We start from the raw sequence: 12,908 nt of genomic DNA on the forward strand, positions 1-12,908 counted from the left end.
TACAAATACGTAAGGTCTTTAAGGTCGGATTTAGATTTCTTCTGTTTTGTCCACCAGACTCCGAATTTCGCCATCTATTTTACTTGACAGCTCTTTGATTTTTTTGATATATAATTCAGTGTCGGACCAATCATCAGGCCGTTCTGAGAGCAGATTGGTTAATCCCAATAATGAGGTGATCGGCCCCCTCAATTGATGAGCGGAAACAAAAGCTACTTCTTTCAGTTTTTTGTTTTGTGCAGTAATTTTTTTCTCATAAAGTCTCTCGCGAGTCACATTTCTAAATGAGAGCGCGACTTTATTACCGGTATTACGAAGATCCTTGACTGGGTGGTATTCTACCGCAATCCACATGGTCTTACCATTTTGCGTAGTGAAATTATGCTCTGATCTAATGATTTTTCCATCTAGAGCCATGGCAAATTCCCTTTTGAAGTCTTCTAGATTGTCTGGGTGAACAAAATTGGTGCTGATTTCTCCCACAGATACTTCGTGAGACCAATACTTAAGCAAAAATTCCCTAAATCTTCGATTGTAAGAGATAATACTAAAATCTGTTCCCACCACCAGATTGGCCACAGTGGTACTATCCTGAATCGCTTCTAGTAACTGAAGGGTTTCTTGCAGGTTTTTTGAATTTTTCTCTCTCATTGCTGATGGTTAGGATTGAAAATTTATCAATATGATCGGAATTTAGTAGCGTCATCAGGGAATATTTTTTATCCGAATCGAAATTTTCTCTACAGTTCCAATTAATTCCTTCCTTGAAAAGAGATAATGCCATAGGTAGATAGAAGAGGGAGAAAAAGGAGAACCCTATCAGCCGACTGCCAATAGGGTTCAGGTTCTCAATTATGAAATCTTTGGGTTGAATTAATTCAATACTATTGTGTTGATGGTTGAGTCTTTGAGCCAGCGCGAATTTTTCAGCTTTTTAAGCTTGATTGTGCCAACTAGGAAATTGCCCCTGTCGCTTTGATATTTTTCTTCAATGCTTTCAAAATCGTTAAAATCTGGGGACGAGCCGTTATATCTCACATACAGCCTCATGTCAAAATTTTCGCAAAGTTCAAATTTGCCTTCATTTTTAGCTTTCTTTTTGTACTCGTATTTATAATCGTGATTGAGCGCAGAAATGTCAGACAATACAGCGGATCCAGTTGGTTTGTCTCCAGCACCTTTTCCATATAGCAGCTGGCTTTCAGAGAAAGCGCTTTCCAGCACCACGGCATTGTATTCATTGCTGGTTTGAGAAAGTACTGACCCTATGGGAATGAATGTGGGGAGACAATAAGCTTCAATTTTATCTCCCTCTCTTCGGCATTTGGAAATCAATTTGATAGTCAGTCCTCTTTTCTTGGCATAGTCAATGTCAAAATCGTTGATTTTGGAAATGCCATAATTGAATACATCGTCAGGTTTCGCCACCAAACCAAACGCATGAAAGAGGAGTATGCATAACTTATATTTGGGGTCAATACCTTCTACGTCGAGGGTAGGATCGCTTTCTGCAAAGCCTAAATCTTGAGCTTCTTTTAATACTTCGTCATACGTTTGACCCCCAGCTATCAGTTTGGATAAAATAAAATTGGTAGAGCCATTGAATATGCCTTCTAGTGAAGAAAGTAAATCATTGTCATAATACTCTTCCAGATTTCGAATGATCGGAATACTTGCGCAGCAAGAAGCTTCATACAATAAGGATACGTTGTTTTTTTCTTGCAGTTCTAGTAGCTCCTCTAGGTGTTCAGCTATCATTTTCTTATTGGCAGATACTACGGATTTGCCATTGTTCATCGCTGTACTAACAATCTCAAATGCCGCTTCTGCATCATCAATCAATTCCACAATGACATCAATTCCTTCATTTTGAAGTAAGTCGTCTTTTTTGTCCGTGAAATAGGCGGCCTCCAGGGATCTGGGTTTATTCAGATCCTTGATGCAGATTTTTACTATTTCCGAATTAATGGAATTCGATTGTTGGAGTACGTGGTACAAGCCTTGACCAACGCAGCCAAAACCGAAAATGCCTAGTTTGAGGTTCTTCATTATGATGCTAATACAGCAGTTTTTTGTATGGATTTAATTTTTTCAAATGCCTCTTCCAAATCCTGGACTAAATCAGAAGGGTCTTCTGTGCCCACAGATAATCTGACCAGAGAATCATTGATGCCAGCAGCTCTACGGGTTTTGTCAGGTGTTCCCTTATGGGTCATGGTAGCTGGGTGACAGCAAAGGCTTTTTACACCACCAAGGCTTTCAGCCAATTTGAATAGATTAGTATTTGTAACGAAATCAGTTGCCTTTTCTAGCGTGTCTTCTTTGAACGTGAAAGACACCACTGCTCCGAAATATTTTTGTTGCCTGCTGGCCAAGGCGTGATTTGGATGTTGCTTGAGCCCAGGGTAGTTGACGATTTGCAACTCAGTTTTGTTGGCTAGATATTCAGCAATGATTTCGGCATTTCTGCACTGTTTTTCTACTCGAAGTCCTAGCGTCTGAATACCGCGAATTGTTAGCCAGCTGTCCCAAGGGCCGAGAATACTACCAGTTGCATTCTGAATGAATTTGATTTCCTCTGCCAATGCTTTTGTCTTCACGGCAATCAAGCCTGCTATGACATCAGAATGTCCAGCAATATATTTGGTGGCACTATGGAGGACGATATCTGCTCCCAAGTCTAGCGGTTTTTGAAGAATGGGCGAGGCAAAGGTATTGTCTACTACGACCAAGCAATTATTCGCCTTTGCGATCTTAGAAATAGTAGCGATGTCAGTGATTTTTAGGGTGGGGTTGGTTGGAGTTTCCAACCATATTAGTTTGGTATTAGGTGTAATGTTGTCAATAATGTTTTCTGGATCGGTTGTGTCTGTGTAATGTACGGTGATCCCGAATTTTTTGTACAGCTTTTCGAATGAACGGAAGGTGCCGCCATAGATATCATCTACAGCCACGATCTCATCTCCAGATTGACACAATTTGATCACTGCATCCACAGCAGCTAGTCCGCTCGCAAAAGCAAAGCCACCAGCACCGTTTTCGAGTTTGGCGATAGTTTCCTCCAATACTTGTCGCGTTGGATTATTGGATCGACTGTAGTCGAAGCCTTTGTTTACCCCAGGTGCATCTTGCACAAACGTGGAGGTCTGATAAATTGGAGTAGAGAGCGCACCTGTCAAAGGATCTGATAGGATGCTGTGTAAAATTTCTGTTGTCTCTTGCATGTCTTTATTTTTAAAAGTTTACAAGGAGACTTTTCAAGGATCCATTGTCTGGATTGGACAAAAAAAATGTCCTTTCCAGACAAGCTAGAAAGGACATCGTATATTTTGTGATATTGAGTCTATCCATTCCGCTTATCTGTCCCGATATTATCGGGATTGGAGTTAGCACCTTCTACGTCGTTTCCGACAAGGGTTGCTAAGGTTTCTCAGGGCCAAATCCCTCCACCTTTCTTGATAAGTCATCCAATAAATTAATTAGAACGAGCCACAAAGATATGGGCTATATTTTTTCTTGTGCAAGAAATTTCTCGAATTATTTTTTTTAAGGCTAGCGTAGCCACTGTACTTTATTCGCATTATTGTCCATCTCAAAAGTGCCTGCTTTGCCTGCCCCACTTTTGAATTTTATTTCGTCAAAACTTGCCAATTCTCTACCCAGAGGCATAAATTCAGTAGTCTCCAGAGACTCATAGGGCAGATGGATGATTTCAAAAATCACATGGCCTTTGTGTAGTAAATTTTGGTAATGAATTTTTGATTCGTCCACAATTTGTATTTCTGTAAAATCGATATTTTCTTCATACCATTTCATGGTATTGATATAATCTGAAGAAGTGATCGAGAAAAACATGGCTTTGGTTATGGTACTATCAACTGGGTTGGGCTCATCAAATATTTGCACTTGATTTCCGTCAGGATCTGTCGTCAGAAAATAACGCATTTCAAGATTTTTGTCTTCAGTAATATCTTCTAAAATCTTTTGATTGGAGGCTATCAGATTTGCCTTTACTTCCTCAAATTTGTTACTGGAAAACCCAATTTTTGTAATGCCATTGATGTACTTTTTTCCTTTTGGGAATTGAATCTGACTTTTTAGCATAATGTTTTTTCCTTGCTTGATATACAGACTAAACTCTCCCGTTTTCATCTTTACATGTTGGTGTGGTTTGTATTCTTTGATTGCTATATCCAAATACTTCCGATACCAGGTGGCTGAAAGTTTTACGTCTTTGGCAACAATGGTGGTTCCACTCAACATAAAATCACTGGCATCTGTTTGTGCAAAGAGTTCGTATGAAGTAGTACTGGCAAAGATGGCCAGTGTAAAGAAGAGGTTTTTTTTTAAATCTTGAATCATAGCTTTTTGAAACATCATGACCAAAGTAAATTAAATCTCTTGATATAGGCTCAGTCTATCTTGGTTTCAAAAAAAATTATGGGTTCGAATCGACATCCTCGATTAATCGTAGTAATTTTGAGCCTATTTAAAATGAATCTAAATTATTCCATTTTCGAATGAGTAAAGATGATCAAATATTAGAGGAATTTACCTCAAAAGAATACGAACATGGCTGGTCGGTAGACTTAGAAGCTGATGAAGCACCTAAGGGGTTGAATGAGGGCACTGTTCGATTTATTTCAAAAAAGAAAAACGAGCCGGAGTGGTTGCTGGAGTGGAGATTGGATGCGTTTGCCAAATGGCAAGCGATGAAAGAACCTAGTTGGGCAAACGTCAATTACCCGAAAATCGACTATCAGGATATTATCTATTTTTCTGCACCTAAGCAGAAAAAGACGCCTGAGAGTTTGGATGATGTAGATCCAGAATTGCTTGAAACTTTCGAAAAACTTGGAATATCACTTACAGAGCAAAAAAGATTAACGGGTGTGGCAGTAGATGCAGTCATTGATTCTGTTTCTGTAGCGACCACTTTCAAAGATACTTTAGGTAAGCTTGGGATTATTTTCTGTTCGTTTAGCGAAGCCGTAAAAGAACATCCTGAGTTGGTTAAAAAATATCTTGGGTCAGTTGTACCAGTGTCAGACAATTACTTTTCAGCGCTGAACTCAGCAGTGTTTTCTGATGGATCTTTTTGTTATATCCCTAAGGGTGTAAGATGTCCAATGGAATTATCCACGTATTTCCGAATCAACGCGGCCAATACAGGCCAGTTCGAAAGAACTTTGATCGTGGCAGATGAAGGGTCTTATGTGAGTTACCTCGAAGGCTGCACGGCACCAATGCGTGATGAAAATCAGTTGCATGCGGCAGTAGTGGAAATCGTAGCACACAAAGATGCGGAAGTAAAATATTCAACAGTTCAAAACTGGTATCCAGGGGATAAAAATGGCAAAGGAGGTATTTACAATTTTGTAACCAAGCGTGGTATTTGCGCTGGTGATCATTCTAAAATCTCATGGACTCAAGTAGAAACAGGTTCTGCTGTTACTTGGAAGTACCCTTCTTGTATTTTGAAAGGTGACTATTCTGTAGGTGAATTCTATTCTGTAGCCGTAACTAACAACTATCAGCAAGCAGATACAGGAACCAAAATGATTCACTTGGGTAAAAACACCAAGTCTAGAATCGTGTCCAAAGGTATTTCTGCAGGGCATTCGCAAAACAGCTATAGAGGACAAGTGCAAGTTTCGAAGCGTGCAGCTAATGCAAGAAATCACTCACAATGTGATTCTTTATTAGTAGGCAACAAATGTGGAGCACATACTTTCCCATACATAGATATTGAGAATTCTTCTGCTCATGTAGAGCATGAGGCCACTACTTCCAAGATTGGTGAAGATCAAATCTTCTACTGTACCCAGCGCGGTATCGACGAAGAGAATGCAGTAGCATTGATCGTGAATGGCTATGCCAAAGAAGTGCTCAATCAATTGCCAATGGAATTTGCGGTCGAGGCTCAGAAGCTTCTGGCGCTTACATTAGAAGGATCGGTTGGATAGATTCAAGATTCATAGTTTAAAGTTCAATGTTGATGAAAATTGAATCTTTTGAGGATTTAGAAATATGGCAGGCTGCCAGATCAGTATGCAAACTGATTTATTTAAAATCTTCAGAAGATTCGTTCAAAAAGGACTTTGACTTGGTAAGGCAAATTAGAAGATCTTCAGGTTCATGTATGGACAACATCGCTGAAGGCTTTGAGAGGGGAGGAAATAAGGAACTGATCCAGTTCTTGTTTATTGCGAAGGGATCAATAGGAGAAACTAGGTCGCAATTATCTAGAGCGCTGGATTTAAAATATATATCTAAGGATGATTTTGATCAACTGAAAGAAGAGTGCTTAATGATAAGTAAGAAGATTTCAGGATTTATTAAATATTTAAAAAATTCAGAATTCAAGGGGACAAAATATCACAGTGGTGAATCTTGAATTTTGAACATTAAATTTTGAACATAAGACATGTTAAAAATAAAAAATTTACAGGCACGAGTAGAAGAAAAGGAAATTCTGAAAGGGATTAACCTTGAAGTTAAAGCTGGCGAAGTACATGCCATCATGGGACCGAATGGTTCTGGGAAGAGCACTTTGGCTTCAGTGTTGGCGGGTCGTGATGATTACGAAGTGACAGGCGGAGAGGTAGAATACATGGGTCAGGACTTGTTGGATTTGGCGGCTGAAGAAAGAGCTAGAGAAGGCATCTTCTTGGCATTCCAGTATCCTGTAGAAATCCCAGGTGTAACTACCACCAACTTCATGAAAACTGCACTGAACCAAATCAGAGAGCATAAAGGGCTTGAACCTTTGGATGCAGTGGCTTTCTTGAAGCGAATGAAAGAAAAAATGGCTTTGGTTGAGATCGATCAGTCCTTATTGAGCCGCTCATTGAATGAAGGATTCTCTGGAGGAGAAAAGAAAAGAAACGAAATCTTTCAAATGGCCATGCTAGAGCCAAAGTTGGCCTTGTTGGACGAAACGGATTCAGGTTTGGATATTGATGCGTTGAGAATTGTGGCCAATGGAGTGAATGCACTAAAATCTGCTGATAACGCAACCGTAGTGGTGACACACTATCAAAGACTTCTGGATTACATTGTTCCAGATTTTGTACATGTATTGTATCAAGGAAGAATTGTGAAATCTGGGACTAAAGAATTAGCGCTAGAATTAGAGAAAAGGGGATACGACTGGATCATCAAAGAATTAGAAGAAGCTTAAGTATGAGCGATTTGGATAAGAAAATATTTGGTCAGGAATTGGTAGATCAGGCAGCGCAATTCGTAGCTAATATGAATGGCAGCGCGATTCCACAATTGGGTGAGAATCGTAAAAAGGCGCTTAATTTCCTGAAAGACCATGGCTTTCCTGGGCCACGTGCAGAAGAATACAAATTCACGAAACTGACAAAGGCAATCAGCAAGAATTTTGATCTGTCGAAATACACTGATATCAACGAGTTGCCACAGGAGCTGATCAATGACATCAAGGCCAAGCATGAAGGAGCAAATGTCCTTTTCTTCGTGAATGGGAAATATGATACTGAGAATTCAATAGTTGTTTCTCCTACGGAACAATTGAAAATTGAGTCTTTGAAAGACTACGCGGCTGAAAATGACGTCAATGAATTGTTCAAAGACGATTCTGACCCATTTGCTGCACAGAATAATGTATATGCCAATGATGGTGTGGTGGCTCAGATTGCCAAAGGAAAAGTAGTCGCAGCTCCAGTGATTTGCTATTACATTTCTGTGAATGACGGCAATGCCAATCATGGCTTCATTAAAAATATTTATGTGGCCAACGAAAATAGCCAAGCAGACTTTGTGCATTTCCACTTGTCATTTGGCAACGAAAGTACTTTTATTAATGAGTCTAAAAACTACATCGTAAAGCAAAATGCACGCGTAAGCCTATACAAGATTCAGGAAGAGTCTCCAAAGGCAGTTTACATTGGCAATACCAAAGTTTATCAGGAAAGAGACAGCACATTCTCTTCTTATGTATTTACACTAGATGGTGAAGTAGTTAGAAATAACCTGCACATTGAGGTGGATGGCGAAGGCTGTGAAAGCAATATGTATGGTTTGTACCTGACTAAAGGAAAATCCCATGTAGACAACCATACCACAGTCGATCACAGAAAACCAAACTGTAATAGCAATGAGCTTTACAAGGGTGTGATGGACGATCAATCCCGTGGTGTTTTCAATGGAAAAATATTTGTTCAGCAAGAAGCGCAAAAAACTAACGCATTTCAGTCAAATGGTAACATCCTTTTGTCAGACGATGCCGTAGTAAATACCAAGCCTCAATTGGAAATTTGGGCAGACGATGTGAAGTGTTCACATGGATGTACCACAGGTCAGTTGGACGAAGAGGCGATTTTCTATCTTAGATCTAGAGGAATTGACAAGGACAAAGCCAGATCAATGGTCTTGTTGGCCAATGTGGCTGAAGTCATTGAAAAGGTGAATCTGGGTTGGTTGAAGATGGAAATTACGGACAAGGTAATTGCAAGATTGAACATTTAAGTGATATGGTAGACACAGCTATTGATATAAAAGAAATCAGAAAACAGTTCCCCATTCTTCATCAGCAAGTCAATGGTAAGCCCCTGGTGTATTTCGACAATGCCGCTACGTCTCAAAAACCTCAGTGCGTGATAGATGCGCTGACTCACTATTACAATACAGACAATGCTAACATCCACAGAGGCATACACACCTTGGCTGAAAGAGCCACTTCGGCTTTTGAAGACACGCGTAAAACTGTTGCTAAATTTCTGAATGCCAATGAAACGGAAGAAATCATTTTCACCAAAGGGACTACAGAAGGTATCAATCTTGTAGCATCTACTTTTGGCAGAAAATTCATCAATACTGGAGACGAAATTATAGTCTCAGGATTGGAGCACCATTCCAACATCGTGCCTTGGCAAATGCTTTGTGAAGAAAAAGGGGCAGTGTTGAAGGTGATTCCAGTCAATGAAAAAGGGGAATTGATATTTGACGAATATGTCAAACTATTGTCTGACAAGACCAAACTGGTGTCTGTCAATTATATCTCCAACGCCCTAGGAACAATCAATCCCGTAAAGGAAATCATTTCAGAAGCGCATAAATTTGGAGCGAAAGTATTGATAGACGCGGCACAAGCGGCCCCTCATGTCAAAATGGACGTAAAAGCATTGGATTGTGACTTCTTGGCTTTTTCCGCACACAAGGTATATGGGCCAACAGGCGTTGGTGCTTTGTATGGCAAACGTGCTTTACTTGAAGCTATGCCGCCATACCAAGGGGGAGGAGAAATGATCAAGGACGTAAGTTTCTCAGGAACCACATATAACGACATTCCTTACAAATTTGAAGCTGGTACGCCCAACATTGGAGAAGTTATTGCTTTCAAATCTGCGATTGATTTTGTGGAAAATTTAGGTCAGGAAAATATTGCTCAGCATGAAGACGAACTGATGGCTTATGCCAATGATTTACTGAAAGATGTAGATGGGTTCACACCAGTAGGAACAGCCGGCAAAAAGGCGAGTGTTATCTCGTTTTTAATAGATGGCGTTCATCCATTCGACTTAGGTCAATTGTTGGATGCTAGAGGCATTGCAGTACGAACTGGCCATCACTGCGCACAGCCTTTGATGGAGTTTTTCAATATTGAAGGAACGGTGAGAGCCTCTTTTTCCGTTTACAATACAAAAGAAGAAATCAAATATTTTGTGGACTCGCTCAAGGCGGTCATCAAAATGTTTAAGTAAAGTTGAATATAGAACCTTACGCAGAGGTCTTGTTAGGCAGGCTGCAAAGTAAATGCCCCTTGGGCACCAAGCATGGCTACAATTAGTTCCATTCAGGAAGAAATAATAGAAGATTTTGGTATGCTCGATGGTGATATGGAAATGACCATAGGCTACGTGATGGAGTTGGGTGAAAAATTACCTGAACTACCAGCAGCATATCAAACAGACGAAAATATAGTGAAGGGCTGTCAGTCTAAAGTTTGGCTTCATGCCAAAATGGAAGATGACAAAGTAGTCTACGAAGCGGATAGCAATACCGCGATCACCAAAGGTTTGGTGAGTTTGTTGGTAAGAATATTGTCTAACCAATCGCCAGATGATATTTTAAATGCAGATTTATTTTTTCACGAAAGAATAGGAATGAACCGTTTTATAGGCACGCAACGTTCTAATGGTTTCAAGGCCATGATTAAACAAATGCAGATTTATGCCTTGGCAATGAAAGCAAAAATTAATTAAAATGGCAGAAGAAAAAGATTTGAAGGAAAAAGTACTCGCAGCAATCAAGATGGTCTATGACCCAGAGATTCCTGTGGATGTATATGAATTGGGATTGATCTATGAGATCAACATTTTTCCAGTAAACAACGTCTATGTGTTGATGACATTGACATCACCTGCTTGTCCGTCAGCGGAAGCTATTCCAGATGAAATCAAGCAGAAGATTGAGGAAATAGAAGGAGTGGGTAAAGTAGATGTGGAAGTGACCTTCGATCCGCCTTACGAAACAGACATGATGTCAGAAACTGCGAAATTGGAATTAGGCTTTATGTAATTGAATGTCAATAGCATTCAGTCCATAGACGAAAACAATGGACAGTTGACTATCGACTATTAACAAATAGAAATTAGAATACTTTAATAAGAACAAATATGTATCCAGAAGAATTAGTAGCCCCAATGCGAGAAGATTTGACTTCTGTGGGCTTTGAGGAATTGAAAACGGCTGAAGCAGTAGAGCAACATTTAACTGATCACAGTGGAACTACACTATTGGTGGTAAACTCTGTGTGTGGATGTGCGGCAGGAGCGGCTCGTCCAGGTGTGAAAATGGCTGTTGACAAGAGTGAAAAAAAGCCATCTCATTTGGCAACTGTATTTGCAGGAGTAGATGCCGAGGCAGTTCAGAAAGCAAGAGAATTTACATTGCCTTACCCTCCATCATCTCCCTCTATTGCTTTGTTCAAAGACGGTGAGTTGGCGCACTTTGTAGAAAGACACCACATTGAAGGCCGAAGTGCAGAAATGATCGCTGATCACTTGGTGCAGGTGTTCGACGAATTTTGTTAAGAAATTAGAAATTAAAGGCTCTCTCAAAAGAGGTTCGTCATTGCGAACAGAGTGAAGCAATCTTAGGGTTAGATCCGTAATCGAGATTGAGATCACTTCGTTTCACTCGTGATGACGGATTTTTTTCTTTTGAGAGAGCCTTTTCGTTAAACCCAATACCATGGCTAAAACCGAATCTACTATGATGCCCTTGGGCACTGTCGCTCCAGCATTTTCCCTTCCTGATACCATATCTGGAAAGAATAAAAGTTTTGCAGACATCAAAGCTGACAAAGGAACGGTCGTGATGTTTATCTGCAATCACTGTCCTTATGTGATTCATGTACAAGAGAAGGTGGTAGAATTAGCCAAAGAATACCAGAATCAGGGTGTGGGTTTTGTAGCGATTAGTTCAAATGATGTGAAGAATTATCCAGATGATTCTCCAGAGTTAATGAATGCTCATGCTGAAAAATACGGATTCTCATTCCCTTATTTATATGACGAATCTCAGGATATTGCCCAAGCTTACCAAGCGGCATGCACGCCAGATTTCTTTGTTTTCAATAGTAAAGATGAATGTGTTTATCGTGGCCGTATGGATGGAGCAACACCAGGCAATAACGTGCCTGTGACTGGTGACGACTTGAGCATGGTGCTAAGTAGTCTAGTAGCTGGACTCCCAATAGATAGTGAGCAACATCCAAGCGTTGGCTGTGGTATCAAATGGAAGAATTGACAGGTTCAAAATTTTAGATTTAAGGTTCAAAGTTTTTGACATACCTTTGAATTTTCAACATTGAACCTTGAATCCGATATGTCTGTTCACCAATCCAATATCAAAAGAGTAACCACTCACCAGCTCCAGGAAATGAAAAACCGTGGAGAGAAAATCTCCATGCTGACTGCCTATGATTTTTCTATGGCTAGAATTCTGGATCAGGCTGGGATAGATGTATTGCTTGTGGGAGATTCGGCTTCCAACGTTATGGCTGGTAATGAAACGACGCTGCCGATCACACTGGATCAAATGATCTATCACGCACAGGGTGTAGTGAGAGCAATCAGTAGAGCCTTTGTAGTGGTGGATTTACCATTTGGTAGCTATCAGGGCAATTCTACTCAGGCATTGAAGTCAGCCATTCGGATCATGAAAGAGTCTGGTGCGCATTCAGTGAAGCTGGAAGGTGGATCAGAAATTCAAGAAAGTATTGTTAGGATTTTGAGTGCTGGCGTGCCTGTAATGGGACATTTGGGACTGACACCTCAGTCGATTTATAAATTCGGAACCTACACAGTAAGAGCAAGGGAGGAAGCAGAAGCAGATAAGCTGATCTCCGACGCCAAGCTGCTAGAAGAAACTGGATGCTATGCCATCGTGCTAGAAAAAATACCAAGCAAACTTGCCAAACGAGTAGCAGAAACGGTCAACATACCTATCATTGGAATCGGAGCGGGTCCTCATGTAGATGGTCAGGTATTGGTAACTCATGATATGTTGGGCATCACCCAAGAATTCCAACCCAGATTCTTACGTCAATACACGGACATGAGCCAGATCATGACAGAAGCCGTACAAGGCTACATCAAAGACGTCAAAGCCAAAGACTTCCCTAGCGATAAGGAGAGTTATTGAGTATACTCACAATTTTCTACGAGTCATTTCTTAGATTAAAGTTAATCAGCAGCTTCTAATTGTAATAAAGTATCCTTCTTGCAGAGAGTGGATTATTGCTATTGAGAGGAGTTAATTGGTGCAAGGTTCAATTCTACTAGGTTGGTATTATCTAATTAAATTCCTAAATTCAATTAAATCAATTCTTTTTTCGGATATGGCAAAGTGTATAATTCTATTATTGATAGTTA

At 40.1% G+C, this 12,908-nt stretch carries 14 protein-coding genes and 1 riboswitch; of the genes, 10 read left to right on the forward strand and 4 right to left on the reverse strand.

Annotated elements, in window-relative coordinates; translation table 11 throughout:
• Nucleotides 1–30: 30 nt before the first annotated feature.
• The 4 genes from B9A58_RS14415 to B9A58_RS14430 all read right to left on the reverse strand — a co-directional run bounded on the left by B9A58_RS14415 (nt 31) and on the right by B9A58_RS14430 (nt 4,380).
• The gene (locus B9A58_RS14415; protein WP_084373577.1) at nt 31–651 is read right to left on the reverse strand and encodes a PAS domain-containing protein; all 621 of its coding nucleotides are present in this window, start codon (nt 649–651) and stop codon (nt 31–33) included.
• Nucleotides 652–873: 222 nt separating this feature from the next.
• Nucleotides 874–2,049, reverse strand: coding sequence for a homoserine dehydrogenase (locus tag B9A58_RS14420; RefSeq protein WP_176214795.1), 1,176 nt, complete (start codon nt 2,047–2,049; stop codon nt 874–876).
• Nucleotides 2,049–3,224, reverse strand: coding sequence for a trans-sulfuration enzyme family protein (locus B9A58_RS14425; protein ID WP_084373579.1), 1,176 nt, complete (start codon nt 3,222–3,224; stop codon nt 2,049–2,051). The genes B9A58_RS14420 and B9A58_RS14425 overlap by 1 nt, the downstream gene beginning before the upstream one ends.
• 129 nt (nt 3,225–3,353) lie before the next feature.
• A riboswitch (SAM riboswitch) is annotated at nt 3,354–3,465 on the reverse strand.
• An 87-nt stretch (nt 3,466–3,552) separates the two neighbouring features.
• Complete coding sequence (locus B9A58_RS14430) at nt 3,553–4,380, reverse strand: VOC family protein (RefSeq protein WP_139793907.1); 828 nt, start codon at nt 4,378–4,380, stop codon at nt 3,553–3,555.
• Nucleotides 4,381–4,520: 140 nt separating this feature from the next.
• Between B9A58_RS14430 and sufB the strand changes: the two genes are divergently transcribed.
• The 10 genes from sufB (at nt 4,521) to panB (ending at nt 12,678) form a co-directional block, all read left to right on the forward strand.
• The gene (sufB, locus tag B9A58_RS14435) at nt 4,521–5,966 is read left to right on the forward strand and encodes a Fe-S cluster assembly protein SufB (protein ID WP_084373581.1); all 1,446 of its coding nucleotides are present in this window, start codon (nt 4,521–4,523) and stop codon (nt 5,964–5,966) included.
• A 32-nt stretch (nt 5,967–5,998) separates the two neighbouring features.
• Nucleotides 5,999–6,397: a four helix bundle protein gene (locus B9A58_RS14440; RefSeq protein ID WP_221407863.1), complete on the forward strand. Its 399-nt coding sequence runs from the start codon at nt 5,999–6,001 to the stop codon at nt 6,395–6,397.
• A gap of 30 nt (nt 6,398–6,427) precedes the next feature.
• Nucleotides 6,428–7,183 carry a Fe-S cluster assembly ATPase SufC gene (gene sufC / locus B9A58_RS14445; protein ID WP_084373583.1) on the forward strand — a complete coding sequence of 252 codons (756 nt, stop codon included), beginning with the start codon at nt 6,428–6,430 and terminating at the stop codon, nt 7,181–7,183.
• Nucleotides 7,184–7,194: 11 nt separating this feature from the next.
• Entirely contained in the window at nt 7,195–8,496 is a 1,302-nt protein-coding gene (gene sufD / locus B9A58_RS14450) for a Fe-S cluster assembly protein SufD (RefSeq protein WP_221407864.1), read from the forward strand.
• 5 nt (nt 8,497–8,501) lie between these two features.
• On the forward strand, nt 8,502–9,731 hold the full coding sequence (locus B9A58_RS14455) for a cysteine desulfurase (RefSeq protein WP_084373585.1): 1,230 nt from the start codon (nt 8,502–8,504) through the stop codon (nt 9,729–9,731).
• A gap of 72 nt (nt 9,732–9,803) precedes the next feature.
• Nucleotides 9,804–10,232, forward strand: coding sequence for a SufE family protein (locus B9A58_RS14460; RefSeq protein WP_084373586.1), 429 nt, complete (start codon nt 9,804–9,806; stop codon nt 10,230–10,232).
• Nucleotide 10,233: 1 nt separating this feature from the next.
• Nucleotides 10,234–10,548: an iron-sulfur cluster assembly protein gene (locus tag B9A58_RS14465; protein ID WP_084373587.1), complete on the forward strand. Its 315-nt coding sequence runs from the start codon at nt 10,234–10,236 to the stop codon at nt 10,546–10,548.
• Between the two features lie 98 nt (nt 10,549–10,646).
• Nucleotides 10,647–11,063 carry a BrxA/BrxB family bacilliredoxin gene (locus B9A58_RS14470; protein ID WP_084373588.1) on the forward strand — a complete coding sequence of 139 codons (417 nt, stop codon included), beginning with the start codon at nt 10,647–10,649 and terminating at the stop codon, nt 11,061–11,063.
• Nucleotides 11,064–11,223: 160 nt separating this feature from the next.
• Nucleotides 11,224–11,781 carry a thioredoxin family protein gene (locus B9A58_RS14475; RefSeq protein ID WP_084373589.1) on the forward strand — a complete coding sequence of 186 codons (558 nt, stop codon included), beginning with the start codon at nt 11,224–11,226 and terminating at the stop codon, nt 11,779–11,781.
• 78 nt (nt 11,782–11,859) lie between these two features.
• Complete coding sequence (panB, locus tag B9A58_RS14480) at nt 11,860–12,678, forward strand: 3-methyl-2-oxobutanoate hydroxymethyltransferase (protein ID WP_084373590.1); 819 nt, start codon at nt 11,860–11,862, stop codon at nt 12,676–12,678.
• Nucleotides 12,679–12,908: the final 230 nt, after the last annotated feature.

Source organism: Reichenbachiella faecimaris, assembly GCF_900176375.1.
Taxonomy (GTDB): Bacteria; Bacteroidota; Bacteroidia; order Cytophagales; family Cyclobacteriaceae; genus Reichenbachiella; species Reichenbachiella faecimaris.